Raw genomic sequence first — 24,947 nt, forward strand, 5'->3', positions numbered from 1 at the left:
ACAGCAAAGATCAACAGGCCCTAATCTTCTGTAAGTTTTTGCATACAGCCGCCGTTGATTATCAATCGTCATTTGGGGGCATTCATTTAATTGTGCTAAGTTTTTCAGGCGTCCCGCCGTTTGTACAAGCGCACTTCTGATTGGTTGTCCCTGTTGTCTCAGATTTCATAAATACAAAAATGGAGTTGAAGTCAGCAGGGAATGCAGTCCTACAAAATTCTCTGCGAACTCCTTTCATCATGCTCGAAAGTGTCGATGGGAGACTCAAATGACATTTAAGAAAAGCCTGCTGGGGTCAGTTATCGCAATGGCGATATCATCCCAAATGGGGCCCGCTGCATTCGCCCAGCAAGTCGTAAGCACCGAAACAACGAAACTCAAGCCCGCGAAGGCTCCCGCATCAGTGAAGAAAAGCAGTGCAGTGTATATTGTACAACTGAGGGAAGAACCTGGGGTTACCTTTGCGGAAAAGAATGGGGAACTGATCCCAAGTAACCAGTTTGTGGCGAATCGCGGAAATCTCTATAACTCTGCCTCATCGAGAATTAAAAGCTATACCAGCAGCCTGAGACAAAAGCACCAGTCGCTGGCTTCAACGGTTGGCCAGAATCACCTTCTGCATCATTACGTTCATACCTTCAATGGCTTTTCAGCCCGGCTAACGCCCAAGCAGCTTGAGGCATTGCGCGCCAACCCGGATGTGGTGCAGGTCTGGGAAGATCAGCTGCAAACACCTGACACTACCAACACGCCAGAGTTCCTTGGGCTAACAGGAAGCGATGGCCAGCATACATTGGGAATCAAAGGCGAAGATGTCATTGTTGGGATTCTGGATACCGGGATCACACCTGAAAATCCCAGTTTTGCCGACGATGGAAGCTATTCAGACCCTGCTACCCTTGGGTGGTCGGGTATATGTGATGCCGGTGAAGAAACGGAAGCGGGTACATTCAATTGCAACAACAAGTTGATTGGCGCGCGCTATTTTAAGGAAACATTCGAACAATATTACGAACTGCAAACCGGGCTTGGCGAGATCATTTCTCCCAGGGATTCTGACGGTCATGGCAGCCATACGGCAAGCACGGCAGCCGGTAATGAAGGAGTCAATGCCGAAGTTGCGGGAACGTCTCTTGGCGTGATGTCTGGGATTGCACCCAGGGCCAGAGTGGCCATGTACAAAGTGTGCTGGAATTCTGATTATGTCAGCCCGGAAGGGGCACCAGAGCGGGGATGCTTTGCCAGTGACAGTATGGCAGCCATCGATCAGGCAATAGCAGATGGGGTTGATGTGCTGAACTTTTCAATTGGTGGGAGCCGCACCGATCTGACCTATCCCTCAACAGCGGCGATGCTGCGAGCCGCACAGGCTGGGGTTTTCGTTGCGGTGTCGGCGGGCAATGACGGCCCAACCCCGGAAACCATCGGTACTCCTGCCCCTTGGGTAACCACCGTGGGCGCTTCCACCTATGACGGTACCAGCTATACCAACGCGCTGGATGTGATTTCCAGTGACCCGGTAGAGCAGCTGACCTTTATTGAAGGGGCTATCACGGCACCACTACTTGAAACCGGTGACGTTGAGGGAACACTGGTGGTTGCTGAACCTCTGGAGGCCTGTTACGAAGATGGTGAACCTTCACCGCTGGAAAATGCGGGAGAGATAAGCGGCAATATTGCCCTCATTGCACGGGGGACCTGTGCCTTTATCGAAAAGGTTGAGCGTGCACAGCTGGCAGGGGCTTCAGCAGTAGTGGTCTACAGTGACGACCGGCCACCGACTGCGATGGGAGGGGATGGCTATCAGGCGGACATTCCTGGTGGGATGGTGACCAATACCGATGGTCTTGAGCTTGCTGCAGCGGTTAATTCCGGTGAAATGACCACAGTGCGTATGAGTGCAGGTTCATTCCTTGCCCAGCAGGAAGTGGGCAACGTGATGGCAGACTTCTCATCAAGAGGGCCGAATGCCGCAACGACGGATGTGATTAAGCCCGATATTACCGCTCCGGGAGTAAGAATTCTGGCTGCAACTTCCAGTACCCCCATGTTTTCGGCACAGGGGCAGCAGGTGGCCTATTTGAGTGGGACTTCAATGTCATCTCCCCACATTGCGGGTATGGCGGCGTTGCTCATTGACCAGCACCCCGACTGGACCCCCGCCCAGGTTAAGTCTGCACTGATGACTTCCGCCCGACAGGATGTTACCAAGGAGGATGGCACGACACCGGCCGATCCATTTGATTTTGGTGCCGGTCATGCGGCTCCGGTGCCGGCGATGGCTCCGGGACTTACCTACAATGCCGGCTTTTTTGATTACATGGCGTTCATGTGTGGGTTGGGTGAAGAGCAATTTGTTATTCAGCAGTCAGGTTATCCGTGCAGCGCCTATTCTGCGGCAAACTATTCTTTGGACCCGTCACAGCTTAATCTGGCATCCATTGCTATAGGCGCACTGTCCGATACCGAAACCATTTACCGGACACTGAATGATGTCAGCGGGGTGGGGGGCAGCTATTCGGTTTCATTTGAGGGGCTGGAAAGTATTGATGTCAGTACCATGATGTACGACAACAGCGGCACTCCTACCGGCAGCGATACGCTGGTTGTTGATGCAGGCAGTTATGCGTTCATGGGGATCACGTTTGCCAAAACCGATGCGACTGTGATAGGAGAATGGCTCTATGGCGCTGTGGTTCTCACTGCTGCAGACGGAACCCGGGTAAGAAGCCCGATTGCGATTTTACCCGCTCCGGACGATAAAATTGATGTGCCTGAAGTTGTCCCTATCAAGCTGGTAGATGGAAAAGGTTCCTTCCCTGTGCGGATGAAATACAGCGGGCGGGTGAGTTTTGACTATACCGGTCTGATTGCGCCTGAGTATGTGAATAGTCTGGTGTATCAGGATCCTGATTCATCGTTCTCGTTTAATGAACCCGGTTTGTCTACATCCCTTTTCCACATACCCGAAGGTACCAAGGTTGCACGATTTATTCTGACCAACGCATTGGTCGATCAGCCCGGGGCGGACCTCGATATGTACGTGTATCGATGTGACCAATGGTTGTGTACCCAGGTGGGATTTTCCTACAACGCAGCCTCAAATGAAGAAGTGGTGCTGTTAGATCCTGAACCCAGATTTGATGTGGGTGTGGGCGATGTCTATCTGGTTTGGGTGCATGGGTGGAACCTGACCGGAGCAGACAGCACCAATTTCACCATGCCAGCGTGGATAAGCTATGATAAAGCCAGGGGAACAAAAATGTGGTCATCACGGCGGGCCGTTGAAGGGCAGAACAACGATGTTAAGTTACGTACCTGGGGGCTGGACCCTGCTCAGTTCTACATGGGAACTGTGACGTTTTTTAACGACGAAGGGCAGGACGAAGGAACCGCAATTCTGAAAGTGAAACCCTGACAGTAGTGTTCAATGCAGAAGTGGTCCAGAGCCTGGCGAGTGGGCAAGTTGGCCGGCAACTGTCTCCTCTGGAGTCTCTGGTCCGTTATCTGCATAGTTCCTGAAACAGAGTGGTACACCCGGTTCCCGTCTAAAACGGCGCCGGGTGGACGCTGCTCTGCCCGGAGAAAGAAACTGTTCTCCGGAAATGCGAACCAGAATAGCAAGGAGGCAAACCATGGCAGTAAACTCGATTTTCTCTGTGCTTGTGGTGGAAGACAACCCAGTCCTTGCGAGCACATTAAGATGTGTTTTTGTGGGTCTTGGCTGGAATGTTGATTTTGCCGCGAGTGGCAAACTGGCGCTGCGCCTCGGGCAACAGCACACCTATGATGTGGTATTGATGGATCACCATCTACCCGACATGGATGGGGCAGAAGTGTGCAGGTTGTTGAAGTTTAATACAACCAGTCAGTCTGTGGTGTTTTTGATCCGCTGCGATGAATTGGTTGATGCCATTGGTCATATTGGTGCTGATGCGGTTTTTACCACCAAGACCGATTGCAAGGAAATTGTCAATCAATGCCGGGCTGTTGCAAGTCAGAGATTCCTTAGTTTGAGTGCATGAGCGAACGTAGTGAGCAGGGCATTTGTGCACCGATTTGGTGAAAATTGTATGCGTTATGTATCCTAATAAATACCAACTCGTGATAAATAAAAGCTAGGCGATTTTGCCTGGCTTTTATTTAATAGGAGTTGATTGTACTTAACAGTCGTCGTCCTCAGCTCCCAGTTTTTTCTTGGCTTCTTCACAGGCGTCTTCCATCGCATTACCTGCATCATCCACCATATCTTCCATCTCGTCTCCAGCGTCTTCCATCGCGTCGCTGGCGTCAGACATCATGTCGTCAACTTCATCACCAATGTCTCCCGCTACATCTTCTGCGTCAGACATCATTTCGTCGATGGCATCACCGGCTTCTTCGGCGGAATCATTCACGTCTGAAACCATTTCATCAACTTTTTCACCTACATCCTCAGCGTCTTTATCACTGCACGCAGTGATAAAAAATGCGATACATGCAACCAACAGGACTTTTAAAAACGCTTTGTACGACATAATTGCTGATCTCCTTTTAACGATTTAATGGTTAACCTTTGGGTGTTTTGCCACGCAGCGCATTTGCGATGAGCGAAATGACCAGCAAGGCAACAAACACGAAAAACAGAAACTGGGCAATACCGGAAGCCGCACCGGCAATGCCTCCGAATCCAAACACCGCAGCAATGATGGCAATGATAAAAAACGTTATAGCCCAACCTAACATGAGAAAGCCCTCTTGTTGTTCAGTCTAATATCACATTTTTTACGTCGCCCCTGTGTCTCACCATAGCAGTTTATGTCTTCGGAAAATGTTTGGGTGTGAGGTGATATTAAACCGGAGTTATTGAAACAGAATGCCAGGCGGGCAGAGCTATTTTTCATGACCGCCACTACTATCTTAGTAAAAGAGCTCATATTTGCACCTTTTCCATCCAAATAATTGATACCATTCCGGTAAATATCACGGAGCAGAAAGTTTACGATGGCTAAAATTCATTCGTCCTTTATCGGGTTAACACAGAGAGCAAGAAACGTGAAACGATGGCCGCTTATGGCACAGTTTCAGGAAGAAATGCTGTCTACCCATATCTACGAAGCTGCAACCGTTGCTCACATGCTGGGCGCAATTGCTGCTGACGTGTTTGGGGAAGCGGTAAATCCTGACAGGGTGGCGAGTATGGCTCTGTTTCACGAAGGCAGTGAAATTGCTGGTATGAGCGATATCCCCAGCCCGGTTAAGTACCATGATCCGGAAACTACCTCGGCCATCAAAAAGCTGGAAAAGCGTTTTGAAAACATGTTGATTCAGACATTGCCCCAGCAGCTTCAAGCCCGTTATAGGCCCCTTATAGAGCAGGACAAGGAAGACATTCACGTCCGCTTGGCAAAAGCGGCAGATGTATTATGCGCCTACCTTAAATGCGACTACGAATTATCCAAGTCCAATTCCGAGTTTGCCAACGCAATGCAGGAAATGGAAGTCCAGCTTGGCACCTATCGTAATCAGTTCCCCTGCGTGGACTATTTTTGTCAGGTATTTTTGCAAGATGCCAAAGGCACACTGGATGAGCAGACCCGAAACATGGACTGGATAGAACGGGCAAACACCTTGCATCTGGAGGACTAAACCAGTCAGCTCGCCAGCTGGTGGAACCCGGGATGAGCCCCAGGTGCTATTTGTTGGCGACGGCGTCAAAATCCTGTTGGGCAGCAAACTCCCGGTTGAGTAGTCGTTCTACTTTTTCAGCCGGGGCAGGTTTTCCAAACAGAAATCCCTGTCCCAAATGGCAGTCCAAACGTTGCAGGACTTCAGCCTGGGCTTTAACTTCCACACCTTCTGCCACTATCTCTACATTCAGATTTCGGCACAGGGAAACAATTCCCTCGACAATTTTTTGGTCCTTGCTATTGGTATGTACCTGTCGGATAAATGCCCTGTCTAGTTTCACGGTGTGTATGTCCAGTTCTCTCAGATAGGCAAATGAGCTCATTCCTGTGCCGAAGTCGTCGATGGAGGTGCGAATACCTAAATTGTTAAACGCTTCGATCATCTTTTTGCTGACTTTGATATCCACCATTGTGGCACTTTCGGTGAGTTCAAATTCGAGCATATTCGGACTGACACCTGTTCGTTGCAACAACCCCTGAATGAAGGGAACAAAGGCATTGTCCATCAGATTGTAGGCGGACAGGTTAACCGATACCGGTACCAGGTAGCCCATTTTTTGCCAGCGCAGTATTTGTTCAACCGCCTGTTCTATGGTGTATCGGGTAAACACGTGCACGATACCGCTTTGTTCAATCAGGTCGATGAACTGGCCGGGTGGCAATATGCCTTCATCCGGGTGATGCCAGCGCACAATGGCCTCAAAGCCGGTCAGGGTTTCGGTAGCCATGGCCACCTTAGGTTGGTAATAAAGCACAAATTGTTTATGCATCAGTGCTGAGCGCAACTGACTGCGAAGTGTTACTTCTACGGTTTGGTTGCTCGCCAACTGATGATGGTAAACCTGTACACCCAGGCGCAACCGCTTCGCTCTGTACATAGCGTGTTCGGCATTTTTGACCAGAATTTCAAGTAACTTACCCTGGGCAGGGTACTCAGCAGCGCCAATACTGCAGCTGAGTTCGAAACCATTATCATCAACGTTCAGAGGGGCCCGGCATTCATACAGGATCTGGAACGCCATAGTCTGAATATTCTCATGCCCGGTACTGGGTGCCCAGATAATGAATTCATCGCTGCGATAGCGATAGACCGTGCCTTTTTCTCCAATCAGGCGAACAAGTCGTTGGGCGAAAGCGACCAATAGCCTGTCGCCGGTCTCATGCCCCAGCGCGCTGTTTACATCTTTAAAGTGATCAATATCCAGGAAAAACAGTGCACCGGACTGGCCTGACAGTACACGCTCTGTATAAAGCGCATTGTGATTTTTAAGCTTGGTAAGCGAGTCCACCAGAGCCAGATTTTCCAGCTCCAAGTTGGCTTTTTCAAACCGCTTGGTGATCAGCGCAGACATTACCAGTGCGGCCCACACAGCTAGCCAGAAAGTAAGAATTGCGGTTATTGAAAGACGATTAATGGCGATTTTTGAAGCCAGTATGAGAGAACTGGGGTGCCAGATTGCGTATATCTTGTTGCCGCTATCATCTACAGCAATGTGATTGTAATAAAACGTTGCATGCTCGCAATAAAAGAAACCGGGTGCGAGGCTGCCAGGAAAGGGTTTGGACATCCATTCGTAATCGTGTTTCATCTCACTGCTGTAAATTGGCATTTCACCATTGATACTGATATAAACGATGTCTTTTGACAGCGGTTTCAGGTATGCCGGTAACTCGTTTTTAATGTCCTGGATATGGTTTGGGTCATCCGCCAAATGTTGCTGGATTTTGGTCCGCAAAACGGTCAGTTGGTCGGTGTAGGCCTCCTCCGAAAGCCGCTTTTCGACGTCAATCACCAGGTTCAGACCAACCATAAAAAATACCGCAATCACTACCAGAGAAAGCGCAATGCATCCCACCAGAAGTCGCTTTCTCAATTGGGTGTCGTTTTTAATGATCTCAAGTTTGCTCGGCATTTTTACAGGGTTCCCAGAACAGGGTAACGCTGATGGGAGACGCGATAAAGTGTAATACTCGCAGTGATTTTTACTACCAAGCACCCAGATGCAGAAGCCAGAAACTGAGAAAAAGGGAATGGTTTGCGAGTGTTCTTTTGAGGAAGTGGAGTACATTCAGCAGTTTTGCCTGCTGACCAGATTCCCTCACCGTAACTCCAGATGAACATGGCGCTGATCCTTGCCTATTGTTTGTTTTATTATGATGGCGATACGCTTAATTTATAACCCGTTAGCTTTTCATGTGCAATCGTTGTTTTCGAAAACGTGACTTGCACAGGGCATTTGCATGGATTGATAACGCAGTTCGCCAATGAAAGTTCTCGCCGCAGGGCCAAGTTTGTCTCCGTCGTCAAAGTTAAGGTAGAGCATGGCTTTGCGCAGCCCGCCGTGGTCCAGTTCAAGGGGTTTCAACTGGTTGTTTTGCAATTGTTTCTGAATAATTGCAACCGGTAACCAGGCGAAACCCAGCCCCTGGCAAATCATATCTATGGAAGTTCTGACGTGACTGACTGTCCAGCGCTGTTCTGCTCCCAGCCATCCGGCTTCCCCTTTTCGTTCCGAAGATGAATCCCTTACAACAATCTGGCGGTGGGATTTAAGATCTTCGCGACTGATGGGGCGTTGCTGTGTATGAAGGGGGTGTTCCGGATGTGCCACGGCGACAAACTCTATGGCGCACAGGTCTTCGCTGAAGCCATTTGGGTAGGCGAAAGGTGAGATTGCTATGTCCACTTCATCCGATTTGAGCATGGCGTTGGCACCATTAAGTACGGTCTCCATGATCTCAATGCGCAGTAATGGAAAATCCTGGGAAACCTTACTCAATACTCTGTAAAGCAGTTCCGGAGGAAAAATAATGTCTACTGCCAGCCGTAACTGCGTTTCGACCCCAGTGTTCAGAGTGCTTGCTACGGCTTCAATTTTCTGTGCTTCGTCGAGCAGAAAGCTGGCTCTGCGGAGCATAAGCTCGCCAGTCTCGGTCAGTTTGACTTTTCGGCCGTCGTTTTCAAACAGGCTCAGCCCCAATGCCTGCTCAAGCTTTTGTACCGCATGATGGATGCTGGACTGGCTTTTATGCACCTGCTGAGCCGCCTGATTGAATCCGCCGGCGTCAACGACGGCTTTGAACATGCGCCATTGTTCCAAAGTGGCCTTTAACATGGGAATTATTCGTCACAATGATTGAATGGCAGCAGTTTAACCCCCAATGCATCCTGATTCATAGAATGTTTTTTGTGGTTGTTGAACGAAGTAACCGGAGTCCGGCCCTATCCTGGGGCGGCAGGCATTGGGGCTCCGGCTGGATTTGTCGTTGTATTAGGAAATTCTAATGTATAAAATATCACCTCCCTAAAGTGAAAAGGGCAATCAGACATTAGGGTTTGATTCAATTAATGGCACTTACAATGACATCGAGCACAATGCAGACAAACGACCTTCTGGCTCATGCCGCCGATGCTGAGCGTTACCTTAAACAGTTGGCCAACAAAACCCGGCTAATGGTTTTGTGTTGTTTGTTGGACAAGGAAATGTCGGTGACCGACTTACTTGTGAAAACACCCGTTACCCAACCGGTTTTATCACAGCATCTTGCAGTCCTTCGGGAAGCAGGCCTGGTTGACACCCGCCGCGAAGGGCAAGTCATCTGGTATCGTCTGGCGGATGAGCGCGTCGCCCGCACCATTGAACTGTTGCACCAGCTTTTCTGCCAGGCGGATTAATCTCCAGTTCGGTGCGAACCAGTCATCAAACCAAGTTTTTGGGGTTGAGTAGCTCCCTGAGTTGTGCTTCATCAAGGTCTGTCATCTCCAGTGCGACGTCCAATATTGGGCGTTTTTGCTGATATGCAATCTGTGCGATCTGTGCCCCTTTCTCGTAGCCGATTTTCCGGTTGAGTGCAGTGACGAGAATAGGGTTTTGCGCCAGCACTTCTGCAAGCCGTTCTGAATTTACAGTCAGTGTACTGAAAACTTTTTCTGATAGGTGCCTGCAACTCTGAGTAAGCAGTTCAATGGTATTCAGCAAATTGGTCGCAATCAGGGGCAGCATTACGTTTAACTGAAAATTACCCGATTGGCCGGCAACCACAATGGTCTGGTGATTTCCCATTACCTGTGCACAGACCATGGTAACTGCCTCGGGAATGACCGGATTAACCTTTCCCGGCATGATACTGCTTCCAGCTTGCAGTTTTGGCAGGGTTATTTCGCCCAAACCTGCCAGCGGGCCGCTGTTCATCCAGCGCAAGTCGTTACTTATTTTCATCAGCGCAACTGCAAGGGTATTAAGCTGACCGGAAAGTTCCACGGCAGTGTCCTGGGCCGACAGCGCAGCAAAGTGGTTGTCGGTGACCATAAAGGTAATTCCCAGCTGCTGGGTGAGGGCACTGGCGACCCGCGCACCGAACCCCGGGTGACTGTTTACTCCGGTGCCTACCGCAGTTCCTCCGATGGCGAGTTGGCTTACGCGCACCAGGGTATCTTTAATTCTGGCGACGGACTGAGACAGTTGCGCACTCCAGCCAGACATTTCCTGCCCGAGTGTAATTGGCATGGCATCCATCAGGTGGGTTCGCCCTGTTTTGACGGTGTCTTTGCAGTTTTTTGCGTGGTGCGCTATTGCGTTAATGAGTGCCTCAATGGCTGGGATCAAGTGCCGGTTGCACTCGCACAATGCGCTGACGTGGATTGTGGTTGGGATCACGTCATTGGAGCTTTGCCCCAGATTCACATCGTCATTGGGGTGCAGCGGGCTGCCAAGTCGCCTGCATGCAAGGGTTGCTATCACCTCATTGGCATTCATGTTGGTGCTGGTTCCCGAGCCAGTCTGAAATACATCGATTGGAAACTGCATGTCATGCTCACCGTGGGCAATTTCCATAGCGGCTTCCCAGATGGCTTCGCTTTTGTCTGGGGCAAGGAGCCCCAGTTCCCGATTGGCGGTGGCACAAGCTGCTTTTACGAACCCCAGTGCATGAATAAACGGCGGGGGCAAGGGCACTCCGCTGAACTGGAAATTGTCGAGCGCGAGCTTGGTTTGTGTTTGATACAAAACCGGAGGGTGCGGCGGCTCCTGTTGACTCATATCAGTTTTGGGGCGGAGTTTGTGATTTGCCCAGCTGTTCCAAAAGGTGCTTCCTGTAAGCCGGATCATCCAGCCGATCTGTTTCTATTTCCGGTCTGGCCAACAGAGCTTCCCGGGCAAGGTTTACGTTTACTTTGTGGGTAGACCAGTCGAACGACAGGATATCCGCAGGCATCAGTAAAAGCTTTTTACCGCCTGGTAGCCAGTTGTGAGTGTCCACGACCAGGGCCTTGATTTGCCAGCCGCTTTCTTCAACAAGGAAGTCGCTGATGTGGCCGATTTCACCATCCAGTGTGGCCAGGTCGTAGCCGATTATTTCACTGCAGGAACGCATGTGATTTTCAGGTTTTTGTGGCTCGGACTGTTCCCGGCTTTTATCCAGTTCAGCGTCGACCAACTCAGTGGGATGCGCAAAATCACCCCAGGCGCCGGGGCCAATCCAGTAATACCCGTAACCAAAATATTTGAACAGCATCTCTTCATATTCCCTGGACACGGGTTTGTGTTCTTCAATGGAGGGGCTGTCCTTGAGTTCCTGCCGGGTCATGGCAACATGAACTTTGTGTTCTTCTTTGTTCAACTCGGTGATGGATATGGGAGAAAGAACTACCTTGCGGCTGAGTGGAAGCCAGGTATTGGTGTCTGCTACCAGGTAGCGCACAACGAAATCCTGATCGTCAAACAATACGTCCCTGCAACCGCCTATGTCGCCATCTGTGGCATGGATCGCACAGTGATCCAGTTGCCGGTAGGTAATCATCATACTGCTTCCCTCCTGATACGCATTTTCACTTCGAATCATTTAACATTCGATTTCGATGCCAAATTGGCCATGACTAAAGCGTAGATGCTGAAAGGGCATTATTACCAGTTTTGCGAGCGTTTTGTGTCACCGGTATTTGGGTGGCCGGTTTTGCCAACTTTTGGCGAGTTGAAGGCTGGGTAGTTTATTTTATAAGGGGCTGATACGGGGAACTTTTTACAAAAGCAGCTTTTGGCCGAGTTTTGTCACATGAAAAACAAAGCCAGCGCCCGCAGTTTCCCCTGGGCGCTTGAAGCCTTGTCGTCATGCAACGTCGAATTCGTCGTCGAAATCGTCGTCATAATCAGACTGGTTACTTGCTGAACTGTGTAAGGTATAAAAATGTCGTTTGCCCCGGGCCAGCCTGACGTATTTTGCCCAGGCTTTTTCAACATTTGACTCTGCATCATGTTGACCACGGATAAAATCGACAAAGTGTGATTCTTCATCTGATTCGGGTTGCATTTCACCCGACTCAAGGGCCAACAGTGTTTTACCGTACTTGGTCAGCAAATCCGCTTCACTGATACTGAAGTCGCCGGATTTACGAAAACCATAAGGAAAGTGCTGTCGGTCGATAAACGGCTTTACTGGCACGCGAATATCAGGAGCTTTCATGGTAGTTCTCGTGTAAGTGGTGATTTCCACGAGACTTTTATGATATATCCGGAAAAAAATGAAACAAAAACTTTTTACCCTATCCATAAAAAATTTTTTTGCATGGTGTCTGCCCTGCGTCCAAATTTTGACACTCAGTTTGATGCACTAAATTCTTGCCAGAATGTCTGATATTCACGGGTTGGAGCAGAGTTTTTAACTGGATACGTGCGCTGTAAAAAAATGTTGAATTTTTTGTCGTAACGATAATTAAATTTCATTTCCTATTTTTCACGCCAGACTAAAAAATGCCAGTGAGGCAACAACCATGAGAAAACAATGAGTAAAGACTATCGTTACCAACACCAGGATGAATGGGACTCGGTAGATGAAGATTCCAACGACAGCGGTAAAAAAGGGCGCAGTCGTCGTAATCCTGAAACAAAAACAAAACAGCAGAGAGATCTGCAAAGACGCGAAAAACAGCGCAGGCTGCATCAGGAAAGCTTCTAGCCAGGGTTAGAGCGTTTTCCTTCGCATCAAAGTCACAGGGTTGCCAAATGGCTCCGCCTACTGGTTTGGAGCCAGCACCCTGTGCTTTTTTGTTTACACAGGCGTTATTCTGTGACAGCGTTACCCCATTGTAGTGTTGCGTTGAAACAAGCATGGATACCCGCTTCCTAACCACATTCATTGAAGTGGTCAATACCCGACATTTTGGTAAGGCCGCAGAAAACCTCTATCTCACCCAATCCGCCGTTAGCGCGCGAATAAAGTTACTTGAAGAGTACTTTCAGACCACACTGTTTATTCGACACCGCAATAGTATTCAGTTGACTCCGGCGGGGGAAAAGCTATTGCCCTATGCGCGTCAGCTTTGTCAGACGCTCAACCAGGCCAAGCAGGAACTTCAGGCTCAGTCTGCGGAATATCTGGTCTGTGGCGCGACTCAGTTATCAGCGGAGGTCAGCCTTTCCGGCGTTCTGGGACATTTGCACTCTAATTTTCCCCAGTGGTCGGTCAAGGCTGAGGTGTTGTCGATGGACAATTTGTCCAGACAACTGCACGAACGTGTGATTGATTTGGCATTCTCTACCGAGCCGCTCAAATCGGAAGAGGTGGTCAGCCAGGAATTGCGCAGGTTGACGCTTGGTGTTTATTGCGTGAACCTGCCGTTTGAGCAGGTGGACGCAAAACAGTTTGTATCGGTGGATTGGGGAAGCAAAGCCAAAGACGCGCTGTTGGCTCAGTATCCGCAGTTACGTGATGCAAAATTGCGCACCAACTCACTGCACCTGGCACTGGCAACTCTGAGAACCGAGGGCGGCTTCGCTGTTCTGCCAGTGGAGGAAGACATGAGCGCACAGTTGGGAATGGAAGTCAGGCTTGTTGCTCCCCTTCACGATGTAAAACTTCAGATTTACCTCAACACCATGAAAGCGGTGCGCCGTATGGGCCTCAAGGAGGTCATAGACAGTTTTTCCTGGCCGGATGGAATCTTTTTTTGAATTCTTGCGTACAATGATGTGCTATCCGTTCAGATAGAACTGGTTAATGGCGGGGACCCTGTTAACATTAAAGCTAAGAATACATGGTAGTGCATCACGGTTGTGCGGTGCTGGGTTGTCGAGTTAATCCGGCTCGGATCTGCGCAGAACGCAATGGTGTATTGCCGTTTCTGATTTTTTTAAAAGGCCGTTGCAATGACTTCCATATCTCACCCATTACTCGCGGTTTCACCGCAAAACAGAGCGCAGCAAACTGTCGAGATGATCGCGTCTGGCGCACAGATCTGGATCCTCACAGACAACGATGGCTGCGTTATGCTGACGTCGGAAGATGAGGACGGTGTACCCGTCTGGCCGGATGAGGCATTAGCCAGGTTGTGGGCTACTGATGACTGGGCGGACTGTCAACCTATGGCGATCTCCCTGGATAAGTGGATGTCTAAATGGACTCCCGGTCTGATGCAGGATGCTTTGGTCATTATGGTTTGCCCTGTTCCCGGGGAAGAGGGCGAAGTTATGGCACCTGAAGATTTTGCCGCAGCATTGCAAAAGGCCTGAAGCGATCGCGGGGCTGCAGGGACGTGATCAACTACCAATACGCTGCTAAGGGGGCGCTCCCAAAATGTTTACCCAACAACCTACAATGCAGGAATTGTTCGTTCAGCTTGGTCTGGACTCTTCGCAGGATGCTATCCAGGCTTTCATCGATAAGCACAAAGGCATGAGCGGTCACATCGAGGAAGCCCCGTTCTGGACCCAGGCGCAGGCCGAATTCATTAAAGGCGCCCTGGCAGAAGACGCGGAATGGGCGGAGGTTATTGACCAGCTCAACGCTGAGTTACATCACCAGTAACATTGCGGCCGGGCGTGCTGGCTTCTTCAACTCCCGGCAACGTAAATGTTTTTAACCCTGATTTAATGATTTTGGTGCTCCTTCCGGAGACCGCCCCTGAATTGACGGTATCCCGGCGTCAGTGGTTTTTGCGCTCCAGAATTTCCAGGCGGGCAGTCAACTCACACACTTGGGTAGAAAGTTGTTCCACTTTGTTTAGCAAGTGATTGAGTTGCGTATCTTCCTCAGGTGCCTGGATATGCTGTTCGCTATCGGTGCTACTGATGTTCACGGCAGATCTGACGCTGTTAAATTCGGTGAAAAGATGTGCGTATCGTGCTTCCCGCTTGCCGGGCTCTCTGGGTAACTGCTCCACTAACGGGTCAGGCTGATAGGCCTGCAAACTCGCCAGGGAACTTTCAACATCGGCCATGTCTGAGAATCTTGCCATTCTCTGGCATCGCCCGCGCAATTCCCCGGGTGTCTGTGGGCCCCGCAACAACAACTCGGTCATGATGGCGGTTTGCTGTTCAGTGAGTTTGAGTTCACCAAACTCCGTATTGCAAAATCGCTGGGTGATTTTATCTACCCGGCTGCCAAATCCGGTTGAAACCTGAATGAGCCGTTTGGTGTTCAGCGCTGCCAAAATGGTTTTGACTTCCTCTTCGGTTAAATTCATTAGCGGAGCGCGATTGCTTTTTTGATTGCAGCCGTTGGTTAAGGCGTTAATGGTGAGCGGGTATTGTTCCGGTGTTGTAATAGACTTTTCCAACAAAACGCCAATCACTCGGCATTCTTTGTCTGTAAGGGTTATTGCCATTGCTAACGGGTCCTCTTTTGGACGTTTTCAGCCTGATATCAAGATTTGAAGGTTTTGATCATAAAACGATTTTAATTGTCTGCCTGCTGCTGGATTGCCCATAAAAACCAAATAACCATGCAGAGCAGGTAGTGTGCTCAACGCTATTGTAGTCAATTGGCTTGCATTCTTTTAGCCTTTATTTTCCGAATCCATTGGGAAAAATCGCAGTTCTGACATCTGTTTGGGTTCGGTATACTGACGATGGTGGCCGGAGCGTTGCTTTATCTGAAGCAGCTTCGGCCTGGTGTGGAGATAGCTCCGAAATATTACCTGAGGAGGTTAGCATTAATTCATTGATCCCTTCTGGTCAGGATCTCTGGTTTCTGCCATTGGGAGGTACCGGTGAAATTGGCATGAATCTCAACCTGTATGGCCACGATGGTAAATGGCTGATGGTTGACTGTGGAGTTTCATTCGACGAACCCCTGATCCCGGCTTACAGGGGCGGATCCTGTGGAGCACAGAAATTCCGGGTAGTGGCGCCGGACCCTCAGTTTATTGTGCAGCACAAGGAGCGGCTGGCTGGGCTGGTTATTACACACGCTCATGAAGATCACGTTGGTGCCGTGCCTTATTTGTGGCGAAAGTTGGGGTGCCCGGTTTATACAACACCTTTTACCGCGGAGGTTCTGCGTCGCAAATTGGCAAGGGAAGGGCTGGCAGGACGAATTCCCATTGTAGAAGTTAGGGAAGGTGCGAACCTGAAAATCGGGCCGTTTGCCGTGCAGTGGCTGGCTATCACTCATTCTTTGCCTGAACCCTTCGCGCTGTTTATACAGACGTCTGCCGGAAATGTGTTACATACGGCAGACTGGAAGATTGATGCTCAGCCAATTACCGGAAAAGGGTTTAACCCCTCAACCTACAAGCAGCTGGCAAATCAATCGGTGCTGGCACTGGTGGGGGACTCCACCAATGCCACCAAATCCGGTTTTTCGGTGTCTGAGCGCACCTGTTATGACGGTTTGCTGGCAACCATTAAGCCATTGTCCGGGCGAGTGGTTGTTGGCTGTTTTGGCAGTAACATTGCCCGGCTCATCTCCCTTGCCCGTATTGCCCATGAGACAGGCAGATATTTAGCCCTGTTTGGTCGGGCACTGCAAAATATGTATTCCATAGCCAGGCAGCAATTGCTCTGGCCGACAGAGCTGGCAGTGATTGATGCTGCCCACATCGGGTATTTACTCCCCCGGGAAGTTCTTGTCGTAGCCACAGGCAGCCAGGGAGAGTCACGCGCAGCACTTCATCGCTTATCAATGGATGCGCATCCGAACCTGGAATTGGAAAAAGGGGATACAGTGGTGTTCAGCAGTATTGTTATACCCGGTAATGAAAAGGCGGTGGAGGCGTTGAAAGAAAGATTCGGGAAAAAGCAGATTGAGGTTATTCACAGTGAATCCTGGCATTTGCCCATTCACGCCAGTGGTCACCCTTGTGCGGAAGAGCTCAAACTGATGTATTCGTGGGTCAGGCCAAAGATTGCCATACCGGTGCACGGAGAGGCGGAACACCTGGCGGCTCATGCTCAAATTGCAAAAGCCTCTGGGGTAAAGAGGCATTTCATCGGTCAAAACGGTGATTTGTATCGTCTGGCTCCACAGGCAGGCATCCGCCGGCAACAGGTAAAAGTCGGGCGCTTGCCGGTTCAGCAGGGCTCCAGGGATAATTAGCTTGTTAATTTGTTGTAAATTAACTCTTTGAAAATAAAGGTTAAAGGAATTTTTTTTCGGTCGATAAGCTAGTAGCACGCTGAATAAAAAAGGTTTTAGCAGCGGATTTCACAATAAAGCTTGGAGATTAGAAATGAAAAAAATCGTAAAAATTGCAGTCGTCTCTTTTGTTGGGTTACTATCTGGAACAGCAGTCGCGCAAATGTCAGAACAGTCCGCGCCTGGCTTTGTTGATGAAGTCTGTAATTCTGCACCGCTGTTGTGTGGTGTTTCAACGCAGGGAAATGGCAGTGGTGGTATGCCTCGGCTACCAGGTACCAAATAACAATAATAAATGAATGAATTTTTGCTTCTAGTTCGTCCAGAAATGCTGCTGTATCTGGTAGCGTTTCTGGCCTACATTTTCAGTGTTCGCACCATAACACCTTTTTCTTTTGTTATCGTGGGCGTCATGTTTCTGGAAGTCCTGCATCAGGGGCTCACCCTTTTTCTGAACAGCAGTATGAAGACCGAGGACCACGTTACCCAGGTTTTGGTATTCCATGCCTGGTACATCGGTTTTGCGCTTACCGATTTTATATTCGTCTCGCTTATCTATCTGTTAAGTCGCTGGCTCAACGTAAACCTGGGGCTAACCTGTCAACTGATAGCCGCAGCCTTTTTAATCCTGGGGTGTTTACAAATCGTGGGTTACGTAGACGGGTTGTTTTTTGATGGCACGGATTGGGTAGCGTTTATTTACACAAATTCAATACCGGTTATTAATTATCTGATTTTTATCATTTTAATGGGACATGTTGTTGTGACTGCGCTCAGGAGCAGTGTGCGATATTGGCGTACCTCTTAACATCCTTTACAAAAATGTGCGTTTTCACTTCACAATACGCTATAGTGTAGTTTCGGTGATGTTTCGCCCGAATATGCAATCAGGAAGTGTGGTTTGACGAAAAGGGAATACGCAGTGGTATTGCAGGACCTGAAAAACAGAATTCAAAAATCGTCAATGAAGTGCCCGAACAGCATGAATATCAAGGCTTTTGTTACTTCGATATTGCTTTTGTTCCCGCTGTTTGCCGTTGCAGCTCCGCAGCTCCCCAATCCTTACTTTCAGGTTGTATCGTCTAAAATTGGCCTGAGCCAAAATTATATCAACGACATAAAAATAGATCCGTCCGGTTTTGTTTGGATTGCCTCTGAAGGCGGTCTGGACCGATGGGACGGGCACTCAGTCGTCAATATTCCCGGTCCGGACAGCAAGTTTGTTAATGCCAGCATCAGAGAGCTATTCATCGACGACGATGAAAATCTCTGGATTAGTACTTATACATCTGGCATTTACCGCTATGACCTGGAAGCCAATCAGATAGAAAAAGTCATTGAACGCGGTCGCATGTTAAGCCCGGAATTGTTTCAGGACGCTGAATCGATGATTCAGGGGCCGGATGGCACCGTGATAATCGGGCTTTGGGAAGAAGTTGTGCAATACGATCCCCGTACCCGAAGCACGAATGTATTGTACTCGGTGAGTGAAAATTACCTTCAGGCTAACGAGGGGGTTCGCTATCTATTGCTGGAAGGCAGTCAGCTGTTTATCGCTAATAGTTATGGCCTGAGCATGGTGGACCTGGCGCAACCATCTTCTGCAGCCGTTGAAATTGATTACTGGGGCTCCGCAACACCCAACGAGCGAAACTCAAATTCCAAATACCTCTTAATGGACAGAAAACGCCGCCTTTGGGTGGGCACCACCCAAGGGCTGTTTATGGCTCCTTATCAGGAAATTCAAAACTGGTTACGGGCTCCTGAAACGCCATCTCCATTTGAACAAATTGTCGCGGGTCACAATATTTGGCAGGTGGAAGAAACCAAGGGTAATGACTTTTGGCTGGCGACAAATGTGGGCCTGATGAAACTGACGCCGGCTAATGATGGGAGCTGGCAAACCCGGCATATTCTTGAACCGCACAATGGTGATACCAAGCTGTCTCGAACTTCGGTGCTTACGATAGCTCAGGATGATGAAGAAAACCTTTGGCTGGGCACGATTTACGGTGGAGCGCTGTACTGGTCGCCAAAAAGTGTTGCAATAACCAGTATTCAGAACAGCAGAGTTGACAAGCAGCCACGACTCAGTAACGGTTCGGTGTGGTCATTCTACCAGTCAGAACCGGACAAACTTTGGATAGGAACCGAAAATGGCCTGACGCACTACGACTTTGCTGCTGACCAGAGTGAATTCTATTTGCACAATCATACCGAGCAACTGTCCTATGTGATAGAAAGCTCAATAGAACAAATTCTGCCTGCCCCGAATGGCAAAATGTTCTTGCAAACCCTGGATGGAATTAAGTTATTCGACCCTGCTACCGGTGAAGCTTTGGTGCCTCCTACTCAAGACCCAGAGCATCATAAAGTGTTTACCGACTGGAACTGGGGTGCACAGGTTGACAACATGGGGCGTCTGTATTTTGTGGCGGATGACTTTTATCGCTACGATCCGGTTACACAGGTGCTGGAATCCCTGAACTTACCCAAAGAGCGTTTTTCTCCGTTCTCATTCAACGGTTTTATCCGCGCCGCCAATGGCTATCCGGATAAGCTGTTTCTTGCCACCTACGATGGCCTATGGATGATGGACCCGGATACACTGGCGTTGGAACTGGTCTATCAGTATACCGAAAAGCAGATTAATTATTCTGTCGCTGTTACTTCTTTGGTTCTCGATCATCAGGGAATCTTGTGGTTGTCATTTCCCAGGTACGGTCTGATTGCCGTAGACAGCGAAGACTTTTCACCGCTACCTGAGCGTTTCCTGAGCAAGGACAACGTTTTGCCGACAAACATTGCTTACGGTTTACAACTGGATGATAAGGGTAATTTCTGGTTCAGTTCACACAACGGTCTGCACCTGTATTCACCGGTACGCCGCTCGCTGAAGAACTTTGAGTATGGTCAGGAAATTCGTATGGCGGAATTTAACCAGGGAGCCAGCATTCAATTACTGGATGGCCGCTTTGCCTATGGGTCAACCCAGGGAGTGGTCATATTCGACCCACTGAAACTGGGGCAGGTGAACAATCAAAGCCTGATGATCCGACCGATCGTGATCACCAATCTGAGCCTTGAGTCGCGCGAGCTTGACTTGCCGATGAAGAATTTGTCTGGCCGTCATTTCGCCCTGAATTACGACGATTTTGGGCTGGCAATTCATTTCTCTTCCATGCTCACGGGTAAGTCAAATCGCCCGCTGTACAAATATCAGCTTTATCGGGGGCGGGAATTACTCAGTATGGGAGAATCCAGAGATCCTAAAGTGACCTTTGGATACTTACCCGCAGGGGAGTACCGCTTTGAGGTTTCTCCAAAATTTCAGCCGGTGGAATACACTTTGCTCCCGGCTCAACTCACATTCTCAGTGCCGTATCCCCCATTTCGTTCACCCTTGTATTATGCGCTGTACAGCATGATTGTAGTTGTTGTCAGTCTGATTTTGATGATTCGTCTGAAGCAGAGAAAGCGTCATTGGCAGATGACCCAGCAACAGATGAAATTGTTTGGCGAAGCTTTTCAGCAGACCCGGGACTGGGTAGTCATCTTTGATTCCCAGCGCCAGCCCGTTGCGGTCAATCCTGCGTTTCAGCAGGTTTTCAACATCAACAGTAATGAAAGTCTTGATGAGCAGCTTCAGCATCTTTATGTCCGTTACCCCAACCTGAAACGCAAACTCAGGGGCCGAATTGCTACCTTATTGCCCGGCGAATACTGGAAAGACGAAGATGTGATTGAAGGGGATAACGGAAAACATTATGACGTGCTGTTTGATGTTACCGCCATTCAGAATGATCGTGACCCCAGCCAGACAGACCACTATCTTATCGTCATATCAGATATCACAGAACAGAAAAACGCCGAACGCAAGCTGCTCAAAATGGCCAGCTATGACAGCCTGACCGGTCTGGTAAACCGGACATTGTTGCTGGACCGTCTTGAGCACGCGATAGCCAATGCAAAACGCCACGATACCCGACTGGCAGTTTTGTTCGTGGATCTGGACCGGTTTAAGGGGATCAATGATTCCCTTGGACACGATTATGGCGACAAACTCCTGAAAGTAGTGGCCAACCGAATGCTGAACCTGGCTTCCAGTACCGATACGGTCGCCAGGCTCGGAGGTGATGAGTTTGTCATTGTGATTGAGGAAGTGCAGGGGACCCAGGATGTCAGCGATTTTATCGGTAAACTGATAGAAAGCATTGAACTGCCAATTAAACTCAATCGCAAGGCATTACGGGTAGGGTGCAGTGTGGGGGTTTCTTTCTACCCGGACGACGCCGTTGATGCCGCTTCGTTGCTGAATCAGTCTGATATCGCCATGTACAGCGCGAAAAAAGACACCATCAATCGTTTTACCTTCTTCACCCAGGAAATGAACGATAGAGCCAAACTCAGGCTTACGCTCGAAAACCAAGTAAAGCTGGCCTTCGATGAAGGGGCGTTCCACAATTTTTATCAGCCCATAGTGAATGTTAAAACCGGTCGGGTTGAAGGGCTTGAGTTATTGCTGCGCATGTCACAAGGGCGCTCCGCTCTGGGGCCTTCACAGTTTATTCCCGTGCTTGAGCAATTGCGTCTGATTCTGGATGTAACCCGTCTGGCAATCGGCCGGGCAGTTGATGATTTGGCCGGGTGGCGGACCCAGGGGTTTACAGGGTACGTTTCAGTAAACCTTTCGGCATTGCATTTCAAAACAGAAATAGATATCGGCTGGCTTGACACATTACTGGCAGAGCGTGGGCTCACTCCGGATGCACTGCGATTTGAAATCACCGAAAGTGTATTGGTGGATGATGCGGAAAATGCCGGTCGTGAGATCAACCGCTTGATTGATGCCGGTTACAAACTGGCGCTGGATGATTTTGGTACCGGGTATTCCTCACTCAGTTATCTGCGTCGCTTCTCATTGCAGGTACTGAAAATAGACAAAAGTTTTGTTGATGACATTAACTGCACAACCGGCAATGATGCGCTGGTTCTTACCACCATACATCTGGCAAGCAGCTTATCCATGCAAAGCGTGGCGGAAGGTGTGGAAAGTCAGCATCAGGCTGAGTTGCTGGCTGGTATGGGGTGCTATCATCATCAGGGGTATTATTATTCCAAGCCGGTTCCTGCCGCCAAAGTCCCCGGGTTGTTACAACGCCAGTGGCCCCGTTTCAGCAGTGTGGTTGCACACCGCTGGGCAGAGGCCTGAATATAACCACAATCCTTAACGGATGGTTAAGGGGATGGGCAGTTCCCGGATGCGTTTACCGGTTGCGGCAAACAGGGCATTTGCCAGTGCCGGAGTAAACGGGGGAGTAGGGGGCTCGCCTACACCGCCGGGAGGTGCAACGCTGTCGACAATATCTACCTCAATGTTGGCCGGGCTATGCTGCATGCGGGCAACCTGATAATTATGGAAATTACTCTGGGTGATTGCCCCCTTGGCGGCCGATAATTCGCCAATCGCGCAACTGAGCCCGTAAATAGCACCGCCTTCACACTGCGCCTTTACGTTGCCTTCATTAACAACCGTACCCGCATCAATACTCATGTACACATTGGGAATACGCCATTCTCCTGAGTCATTGACGGTAACTTCCACCACGGTTGCCACGTAGGTCAGAAATGAGCGATGGGCGGCGAGGCCAAGATATCGCCCCTGTTGCCCGCGCTGGTCCCAGTTCGCGAGTTTACAGACCCGTTCAATTACGTTACGCAGACGCCCGGTATCTATGGGGTATTTGTCTATGGGATCGCCGTAATTGCCGTATTCAGCGCCGTCCTCAGTCAGGTCAATCATCCGTGCGGGGCCGATAAGTTTGAGCAGGTATGCTTTACTGTCCTGTTTGGCTTTGTGTGCCAGTTCGTCAGCAAATGACTGGATGGCAAAGGCGTGGTAGACATTGGCAACGCTGCGCAGCCAGCCAATTCTGACGTGCGGTTTTGCCTGGCCTTTTTCCAACAGCATGTTGTCGATACTGAAAGGGTTGTCGATAAAACCCAAATCAAGTTCCCCGCTGCTTGGTGATACAGCATCGGGGCTAAATGTCGACGAAATGGACGGAAATACGGTGTTGTGACGCCAGGCGACAGTGGTGCCATCGCTATCCAGCGCAGCCTGCAGATACTGGGCGCTGACGGTGTGGTAATAGCCATTCTGGATGTCGTCTTCCCGGCGCCAGACCACTTTGACCGGAGTACCGGTTTGTTTCGACAGCAGTGCAGCTTCCACGGAAAAGTCGGGTTTGGATTTACGCCCAAACCCACCACCGAGCAGGGTGACATTGACTTCGACCACCTCCGGGCTAAGGCCCAGAGCTTCTGAAACAAACTTACGTGTTGCCTGTGGTGTTTGGGTGCAGGCCCATATCTGTACGCGGTTATCCTCAACCCACGCCGTTGCAGCGGGAGGCTCCATCGGGGCCTGGGCTAACAGGGGAGCATAATATGTGGCACTGTGAGTATGCTCGGAAGCGGCGAGCACTGCTTGAGCATCGCCGCGCTGTCGAACCGTTTCTCCTGCCTGCTGTGCCGTATCAATCAGGCGCTGTTTCTCACTCTCGGAGTGGTAAGTGCTGTGTTCGTTGGTAGACCAGGTGATTTTTAGTGCCTGTACCCCCTGAAGTGCCGACCAGGTATTTTTGGCCACCACAGCCACGCCGCCAAGCGGCGCAAAGAGGGCTGGCGCTGACGCGCCGGGCATTTCTATGATGTCAACCACACCCGGTATTTTGCGAGCAGCCTTGTCATCGATACTTTTCGGCCGGGTATACAGAACCGGCGGGCGTTGAATAACTGCCACCAGCATACCGTCAAGTTGCACATCCTGCCCATAAACAGCGTTACCCGAAACTACGCTGGTTAAATCCACACTGGCAATGGCTTTGCCGATGTATCGCCACTGGTTCCTTGGCTTCAGGCTGACCTGGTCGCTGTCGGGCACAGGCAGACCGGCGGCAACGGCAACCAGTTCAGAGTAATCCACGCTTCGACCACTGGCCGAATGTATGACTTTATGATTATCACAGACGCATTCATCAGCGCTTACCTGCCAGCCTTCGGCCGCTGCCCGGCGCAACATCAATGCTGCGGTGGCTCCGGCCTGTCGCAGGCGTTCCATATTGCGGCGAACACTTCGGGAACCATCGGTGTTCTGATCGCCATAGGCAGGGTCCCCCTTCGCCTGCAAAACTGTAACCCGCTGCCAGTCTGCTTCCAGTTCGTCGGCAATGATCTGCGCCACTGCCGTGCGGATTTGCTGTCCCATTTCCGAGCGGTGGCAGGTAATATTGACGTCACCGTTGGGTTCCAGAGTCACAAACAAATTGGGGGATAACGCTTCACCGACAACGTCGGATGCACCGACAACCCGGCTGGCAGGTAACATTGCCACGCCTAGGGTCAGCCCGGCTGTGCCGGAGACCTGTTTGAGAAACTGGCGACGCTGAGGTTGAAACTGGTTGCTCATTTGGCATCTCCTCTGGCGGCACTTTTGATTGCGGCGCGTATCCGCGGGTAAGTGCCACATCGGCATATGTTGCCTGCCATGGCGGAATCGATGTCACTGTCAGTCGGAGCTTGATTTTTCTCCAGCAAGGCTGCGGCTTGCATGATTTGACCACTTTGGCAGTACCCACACTGGGGGACATTGTGCTGTGCCCACGCAACCTGTAAGGGATGATCGTTATGTGAAGAAAGGCCTTCAATGGTGGTGACCGACTTGCCATCAACCCCGGCCATGGGCAGGCGGCAGGAGCGAACAGGCTGGCCATCAACATGCACGGTACAGGCACCACACAGCGCCATACCGCATCCGTATTTGGTTCCGGTCATGTGTAATTCATCCCGCAAATACCACAACAGCGGCATTTGTGGGTCGCCCTGGTATTCCTCGGTCTGGCCATTGATGGTGATCTTCATGATACA

22 protein-coding genes are annotated in these 24,947 nt (G+C 50.1%); 12 read left to right on the top strand and 10 right to left on the bottom strand.

Features of this window, described 5'->3' with window-relative positions:
* Positions 1-268 precede the first annotated feature (268 nt).
* A complete protein-coding gene (locus DXV75_RS13560; protein ID WP_115593968.1) occupies positions 269-3,418 on the top strand; it encodes a S8 family serine peptidase in 3,150 nt (1,049 codons plus the stop codon).
* A gap of 217 nt (positions 3,419-3,635) precedes the next feature.
* Positions 3,636-4,025, top strand: coding sequence for a response regulator transcription factor (locus tag DXV75_RS13565; protein WP_181898428.1), 390 nt, complete (start codon positions 3,636-3,638; stop codon positions 4,023-4,025).
* Between the two features lie 138 nt (positions 4,026-4,163).
* On the opposite strand, the gene DXV75_RS13570 is transcribed toward DXV75_RS13565, so the two are convergent.
* Both DXV75_RS13570 and DXV75_RS13575 read right to left on the bottom strand, forming a co-directional pair.
* Positions 4,164-4,517, bottom strand: a complete 354-nt coding sequence (locus DXV75_RS13570; RefSeq protein WP_220272535.1) for a hypothetical protein — start codon at positions 4,515-4,517, stop codon at positions 4,164-4,166.
* A gap of 31 nt (positions 4,518-4,548) precedes the next feature.
* A complete protein-coding gene (locus DXV75_RS13575) occupies positions 4,549-4,725 on the bottom strand; it encodes a DUF1328 domain-containing protein (protein WP_115593971.1) in 177 nt (58 codons plus the stop codon).
* Between the two features lie 258 nt (positions 4,726-4,983).
* Here DXV75_RS13575 and yfbR point away from each other — a divergent pair, with 258 nt between their 5' ends.
* Positions 4,984-5,628: a 5'-deoxynucleotidase gene (gene yfbR / locus DXV75_RS13580; protein WP_115593972.1), complete on the top strand. Its 645-nt coding sequence runs from the start codon at positions 4,984-4,986 to the stop codon at positions 5,626-5,628.
* Positions 5,629-5,674: 46 nt separating this feature from the next.
* Here the strand turns inward: yfbR and DXV75_RS13585 are convergent, their stop codons facing one another.
* Positions 5,675-7,582: a putative bifunctional diguanylate cyclase/phosphodiesterase gene (locus DXV75_RS13585; protein WP_181898429.1), complete on the bottom strand. Its 1,908-nt coding sequence runs from the start codon at positions 7,580-7,582 to the stop codon at positions 5,675-5,677.
* A 279-nt stretch (positions 7,583-7,861) separates the two neighbouring features.
* Positions 7,862-8,785 (bottom strand): LysR family transcriptional regulator, encoded by a 924-nt coding sequence (locus DXV75_RS13590; protein WP_115593974.1) that lies wholly within the window; start codon positions 8,783-8,785, stop codon positions 7,862-7,864.
* A gap of 245 nt (positions 8,786-9,030) precedes the next feature.
* On the opposite strand from DXV75_RS13590, the gene DXV75_RS13595 reads away from it, so the two are divergent.
* On the top strand, positions 9,031-9,345 hold the full coding sequence (locus DXV75_RS13595) for an ArsR/SmtB family transcription factor (protein ID WP_245953236.1): 315 nt from the start codon (positions 9,031-9,033) through the stop codon (positions 9,343-9,345).
* Between the two features lie 25 nt (positions 9,346-9,370).
* Here the strand turns inward: DXV75_RS13595 and DXV75_RS13600 are convergent, their stop codons facing one another.
* The 3 genes from DXV75_RS13600 to DXV75_RS13610 all read right to left on the bottom strand — a co-directional run bounded on the left by DXV75_RS13600 (position 9,371) and on the right by DXV75_RS13610 (position 12,128).
* Complete coding sequence (locus DXV75_RS13600; protein WP_115593976.1) at positions 9,371-10,708, bottom strand: class II fumarate hydratase; 1,338 nt, start codon at positions 10,706-10,708, stop codon at positions 9,371-9,373.
* Position 10,709: 1 nt separating this feature from the next.
* Positions 10,710-11,471, bottom strand: a complete 762-nt coding sequence (locus DXV75_RS13605; protein ID WP_115593977.1) for a PRC-barrel domain-containing protein — start codon at positions 11,469-11,471, stop codon at positions 10,710-10,712.
* A gap of 303 nt (positions 11,472-11,774) precedes the next feature.
* On the bottom strand, positions 11,775-12,128 hold the full coding sequence (locus DXV75_RS13610) for a MaoP family protein (RefSeq protein ID WP_115593978.1): 354 nt from the start codon (positions 12,126-12,128) through the stop codon (positions 11,775-11,777).
* Between the two features lie 318 nt (positions 12,129-12,446).
* Between DXV75_RS13610 and DXV75_RS17125 the strand changes: the two genes are divergently transcribed.
* The 4 genes from DXV75_RS17125 (at position 12,447) to DXV75_RS13625 (ending at position 14,468) form a co-directional block, all read left to right on the top strand.
* Positions 12,447-12,620 (top strand): hypothetical protein, encoded by a 174-nt coding sequence (locus DXV75_RS17125; RefSeq protein ID WP_181898430.1) that lies wholly within the window; start codon positions 12,447-12,449, stop codon positions 12,618-12,620.
* A 152-nt stretch (positions 12,621-12,772) separates the two neighbouring features.
* Positions 12,773-13,615 (top strand): LysR family transcriptional regulator, encoded by an 843-nt coding sequence (locus tag DXV75_RS13615; protein ID WP_115593979.1) that lies wholly within the window; start codon positions 12,773-12,775, stop codon positions 13,613-13,615.
* Positions 13,616-13,810: 195 nt separating this feature from the next.
* Positions 13,811-14,173, top strand: coding sequence for a DUF2750 domain-containing protein (locus DXV75_RS13620; RefSeq protein ID WP_115593980.1), 363 nt, complete (start codon positions 13,811-13,813; stop codon positions 14,171-14,173).
* Between the two features lie 64 nt (positions 14,174-14,237).
* The gene (locus DXV75_RS13625; RefSeq protein ID WP_115593981.1) at positions 14,238-14,468 is read left to right on the top strand and encodes a DUF2789 family protein; all 231 of its coding nucleotides are present in this window, start codon (positions 14,238-14,240) and stop codon (positions 14,466-14,468) included.
* Positions 14,469-14,586: 118 nt separating this feature from the next.
* Here the strand turns inward: DXV75_RS13625 and DXV75_RS13630 are convergent, their stop codons facing one another.
* Positions 14,587-15,267, bottom strand: coding sequence for a YceH family protein (locus DXV75_RS13630; RefSeq protein ID WP_115593982.1), 681 nt, complete (start codon positions 15,265-15,267; stop codon positions 14,587-14,589).
* 395 nt (positions 15,268-15,662) lie between these two features.
* On the opposite strand from DXV75_RS13630, the gene DXV75_RS13635 reads away from it, so the two are divergent.
* From DXV75_RS13635 to DXV75_RS13645, 4 genes are all read left to right on the top strand, one after another.
* On the top strand, positions 15,663-16,979 hold the full coding sequence (locus DXV75_RS13635; RefSeq protein ID WP_115594052.1) for a ribonuclease J: 1,317 nt from the start codon (positions 15,663-15,665) through the stop codon (positions 16,977-16,979).
* A 133-nt stretch (positions 16,980-17,112) separates the two neighbouring features.
* The gene (locus DXV75_RS17060) at positions 17,113-17,304 is read left to right on the top strand and encodes a hypothetical protein (RefSeq protein WP_147291833.1); all 192 of its coding nucleotides are present in this window, start codon (positions 17,113-17,115) and stop codon (positions 17,302-17,304) included.
* A gap of 9 nt (positions 17,305-17,313) precedes the next feature.
* Positions 17,314-17,826, top strand: a complete 513-nt coding sequence (locus tag DXV75_RS13640) for a hypothetical protein (RefSeq protein ID WP_115593983.1) — start codon at positions 17,314-17,316, stop codon at positions 17,824-17,826.
* A gap of 93 nt (positions 17,827-17,919) precedes the next feature.
* Positions 17,920-22,230: an EAL domain-containing protein gene (locus DXV75_RS13645; RefSeq protein WP_147291834.1), complete on the top strand. Its 4,311-nt coding sequence runs from the start codon at positions 17,920-17,922 to the stop codon at positions 22,228-22,230.
* Positions 22,231-22,245: 15 nt separating this feature from the next.
* Here DXV75_RS13645 and DXV75_RS13650 read toward each other — a convergent pair whose 3' ends face one another.
* Together DXV75_RS13650 and DXV75_RS13655 are read right to left on the bottom strand one after the other, a co-directional pair.
* Positions 22,246-24,489, bottom strand: a complete 2,244-nt coding sequence (locus tag DXV75_RS13650) for a xanthine dehydrogenase family protein molybdopterin-binding subunit (protein WP_115593985.1) — start codon at positions 24,487-24,489, stop codon at positions 22,246-22,248.
* Positions 24,486-24,944: a (2Fe-2S)-binding protein gene (locus tag DXV75_RS13655; RefSeq protein ID WP_115593986.1), complete on the bottom strand. Its 459-nt coding sequence runs from the start codon at positions 24,942-24,944 to the stop codon at positions 24,486-24,488. Before DXV75_RS13655 ends, DXV75_RS13650 begins: the two co-directional genes overlap by 4 nt.
* Positions 24,945-24,947: the final 3 nt, after the last annotated feature.

Source organism: Alteromonas aestuariivivens (genome assembly GCF_003367475.1).
GTDB classification, from domain to species: Bacteria; Pseudomonadota; Gammaproteobacteria; order Enterobacterales; family Alteromonadaceae; genus Alteromonas; species Alteromonas aestuariivivens.

Excerpts from the sequence above, each read along its gene's own strand:
- DXV75_RS13560 (WP_115593968.1), top strand. The coding sequence starts at position 269 with ATGACATTTAAGAAAAGCCTGCTGGGGTCAGTTATCGCAATGGCGATA.
- DXV75_RS13565 (WP_181898428.1), top strand. The coding sequence starts at position 3,636 with ATGGCAGTAAACTCGATTTTCTCTGTGCTTGTGGTGGAAGACAACCCA.
- DXV75_RS13570 (WP_220272535.1), bottom strand. The coding sequence starts at position 4,517 with ATGTCGTACAAAGCGTTTTTAAAAGTCCTGTTGGTTGCATGTATCGCA.
- DXV75_RS13575 (WP_115593971.1), bottom strand. The coding sequence starts at position 4,725 with ATGTTAGGTTGGGCTATAACGTTTTTTATCATTGCCATCATTGCTGCG.
- yfbR (WP_115593972.1), top strand. The coding sequence starts at position 4,984 with ATGGCTAAAATTCATTCGTCCTTTATCGGGTTAACACAGAGAGCAAGA.
- DXV75_RS13585 (WP_181898429.1), bottom strand. The coding sequence starts at position 7,582 with ATGCCGAGCAAACTTGAGATCATTAAAAACGACACCCAATTGAGAAAG.
- DXV75_RS13590 (WP_115593974.1), bottom strand. The coding sequence starts at position 8,785 with ATGTTAAAGGCCACTTTGGAACAATGGCGCATGTTCAAAGCCGTCGTT.
- DXV75_RS13595 (WP_245953236.1), top strand. The coding sequence starts at position 9,031 with ATGACATCGAGCACAATGCAGACAAACGACCTTCTGGCTCATGCCGCC.
- DXV75_RS13600 (WP_115593976.1), bottom strand. The coding sequence starts at position 10,708 with ATGAGTCAACAGGAGCCGCCGCACCCTCCGGTTTTGTATCAAACACAA.
- DXV75_RS13605 (WP_115593977.1), bottom strand. The coding sequence starts at position 11,471 with ATGATGATTACCTACCGGCAACTGGATCACTGTGCGATCCATGCCACA.
- DXV75_RS13610 (WP_115593978.1), bottom strand. The coding sequence starts at position 12,128 with ATGAAAGCTCCTGATATTCGCGTGCCAGTAAAGCCGTTTATCGACCGA.
- DXV75_RS17125 (WP_181898430.1), top strand. The coding sequence starts at position 12,447 with ATGAGTAAAGACTATCGTTACCAACACCAGGATGAATGGGACTCGGTA.
- DXV75_RS13615 (WP_115593979.1), top strand. The coding sequence starts at position 12,773 with ATGGATACCCGCTTCCTAACCACATTCATTGAAGTGGTCAATACCCGA.
- DXV75_RS13620 (WP_115593980.1), top strand. The coding sequence starts at position 13,811 with ATGACTTCCATATCTCACCCATTACTCGCGGTTTCACCGCAAAACAGA.
- DXV75_RS13625 (WP_115593981.1), top strand. The coding sequence starts at position 14,238 with ATGTTTACCCAACAACCTACAATGCAGGAATTGTTCGTTCAGCTTGGT.
- DXV75_RS13630 (WP_115593982.1), bottom strand. The coding sequence starts at position 15,267 with ATGGCAATAACCCTTACAGACAAAGAATGCCGAGTGATTGGCGTTTTG.
- DXV75_RS13635 (WP_115594052.1), top strand. The coding sequence starts at position 15,663 with ATGAATCTCAACCTGTATGGCCACGATGGTAAATGGCTGATGGTTGAC.
- DXV75_RS17060 (WP_147291833.1), top strand. The coding sequence starts at position 17,113 with ATGAAAAAAATCGTAAAAATTGCAGTCGTCTCTTTTGTTGGGTTACTA.
- DXV75_RS13640 (WP_115593983.1), top strand. The coding sequence starts at position 17,314 with ATGAATGAATTTTTGCTTCTAGTTCGTCCAGAAATGCTGCTGTATCTG.
- DXV75_RS13650 (WP_115593985.1), bottom strand. The coding sequence starts at position 24,489 with ATGAGCAACCAGTTTCAACCTCAGCGTCGCCAGTTTCTCAAACAGGTC.